The sequence below is a fragment of the Lelliottia nimipressuralis genome, assembly GCF_004402045.1.
GTDB classification, from domain to species: domain Bacteria; phylum Pseudomonadota; class Gammaproteobacteria; order Enterobacterales; family Enterobacteriaceae; genus Enterobacter; species Enterobacter chinensis.
Map to the genome: position 1 here is coordinate 1 of NZ_SOMG01000005.1, position 2,670 is coordinate 2,670.

The following is a 2,670-nucleotide window of genomic DNA, read 5'->3' on the forward strand; positions in this document are numbered from 1 at the left end:
ACTACCATCGGCGCTACGGCGTTTCACTTCTGAGTTCGGCATGGGGTCAGGTGGGACCACCGCGCTAAAGCCGCCAGGCAAATTCTGTTAATCTGTATCAGGCTGAAATTTGATTGTCTGTCTCTCGTCCGCCGAAACAGCTTCGGCGTTGTAAGGTTAAGCCTCACGGTTCATTAGTATCGGTTAGCTCAACGCATCGCTGCGCTTACACACCCGACCTATCAACGTCGTAGTCTTCAACGTTCCTTCAGGACCCTTAAAGGGTCAGGGAGAACTCATCTCGGGGCAAGTTTCGTGCTTAGATGCTTTCAGCACTTATCTTTTCCGCATTTAGCTACCGGGCAGTGCCATTGGCATGACAACCCGAACACCAGTGATGCGTCCACTCCGGTCCTCTCGTACTAGGAGCAGCCCCCCTCAATTCTCCAGCGCCCACGGCAGATAGGGACCGAACTGTCTCACGACGTTCTAAACCCAGCTCGCGTACCACTTTAAATGGCGAACAGCCATACCCTTGGGACCTACTTCAGCCCCAGGATGTGATGAGCCGACATCGAGGTGCCAAACACCGCCGTCGATATGAACTCTTGGGCGGTATCAGCCTGTTATCCCCGGAGTACCTTTTATCCGTTGAGCGATGGCCCTTCCATTCAGAACCACCGGATCACTATGACCTGCTTTCGCACCTGCTCGAGCCGTCACTCTCGCAGTCAAGCTAGCTTATGCCATTGCACTAACCTCCTGATGTCCGACCAGGATTAGCTAACCTTCGTGCTCCTCCGTTACTCTTTGGGAGGAGACCGCCCCAGTCAAACTACCCACCAGACACTGTCCGCAACCCGGATTACGGGTCTACGTTAGAACACCAGCCATTAAAGGGTGGTATTTCAAGGTCGGCTCCACGCAGACTGGCGTCCACGCTTCAAAGCCTCCCACCTATCCTACACATCAAGGACCAGTGTTCAGTGTCAAGCTATAGTAAAGGTTCACGGGGTCTTTCCGTCTTGCCGCGGGTACACTGCATCTTCACAGCGAGTTCAATTTCACTGAGTCTCGGGTGGAGACAGCCTGGCCATCATTACGCCATTCGTGCAGGTCGGAACTTACCCGACAAGGAATTTCGCTACCTTAGGACCGTTATAGTTACGGCCGCCGTTTACCGGGGCTTCGATCAAGAGCTTCGCGTTGCCGCTAACCCCATCAATTAACCTTCCGGCACCGGGCAGGCGTCACACCGTATACGTCCACTTTCGTGTTTGCACAGTGCTGTGTTTTTAATAAACAGTTGCAGCCAGCTGGTATCTTCGACTGATTTCAGCTCCACCCGCAGGGGCTTCACCTACATATCAGCGTGCCTTCTCCCGAAGTTACGGCACCATTTTGCCTAGTTCCTTCACCCGAGTTCTCTCAAGCGCCTTGGTATTCTCTACCTGACCACCTGTGTCGGTTTGGGGTACGATTTGATGTTACCTGATGCTTAGAGGCTTTTCCTGGAAGCAGGGCATTTGTTACTTCAGCACCGTAGTGCCTCGTCATCACACCTCAGCGTTAATAAACGACCGGATTTACCTAATCGTTCCGCCTACATGCTTAAACCGGGACAACCGTCGCCCGGCTAACATAGCCTTCTCCGTCCCCCCTTCGCAGTAACACCAAGTACAGGAATATTAACCTGTTTCCCATCGACTACGCCTTTCGGCCTCGCCTTAGGGGTCGACTCACCCTGCCCCGATTAACGTTGGACAGGAACCCTTGGTCTTCCGGCGAGCGGGCTTTTCACCCGCTTTATCGTTACTTATGTCAGCATTCGCACTTCTGATACCTCCAGCACCCCTCACAGGACACCTTCAACGGCTTACAGAACGCTCCCCTACCCAACAACGCCTAAGCGTCGCTGCCGCAGCTTCGGTGCATGGTTTAGCCCCGTTACATCTTCCGCGCAGGCCGACTCGACCAGTGAGCTATTACGCTTTCTTTAAATGATGGCTGCTTCTAAGCCAACATCCTGGCTGTCTGTGCCTTCCCACATCGTTTCCCACTTAACCATGACTTTGGGACCTTAGCTGGCGGTCTGGGTTGTTTCCCTCTTCACGACGGACGTTAGCACCCGCCGTGTGTCTCCCGTGATAACATTCTTCGGTATTCGTAGTTTGCATCGGGTTGGTAAGCCGGGATGGCCCCCTAGCCGAAACAGTGCTCTACCCCCGAAGATGAGTTCACGAGGCGCTACCTAAATAGCTTTCGGGGAGAACCAGCTATCTCCCGGTTTGATTGGCCTTTCACCCCCAGCCACAAGTCATCCGCTAATTTTTCAACATTAGTCGGTTCGGTCCTCCAGTTAGTGTTACCCAACCTTCAACCTGCCCATGGCTAGATCACCGGGTTTCGGGTCTATACCCTGCAACTTAACGCCCAGTTAAGACTCGGTTTCCCTTCGGCTCCCCTATACGGTTAACCTTGCTACAGAATATAAGTCGCTGACCCATTATACAAAAGGTACGCAGTCACACCACGAAGGTGCTCCCACTGCTTGTACGTACACGGTTTCAGGTTCTTTTTCACTCCCCTCGCCGGGGTTCTTTTCGCCTTTCCCTCACGGTACTGGTTCACTATCGGTCAGTCAGGAGTATTTAGCCTTGGAGGATGGTCCCCCCATATTCAGACAGGATA

General features: G+C 53.2%; 2 rRNA genes. Both read right to left on the reverse strand.

What is annotated here, in order from left to right:
• Window positions 1-78 (reverse strand): 5S ribosomal RNA (gene rrf, locus E3U32_RS02155); the annotation flags it as partial.
• 74 nt (window positions 79-152) lie between these two features.
• Window positions 153-2,670 (reverse strand): 23S ribosomal RNA (locus E3U32_RS02160); the annotation flags it as partial.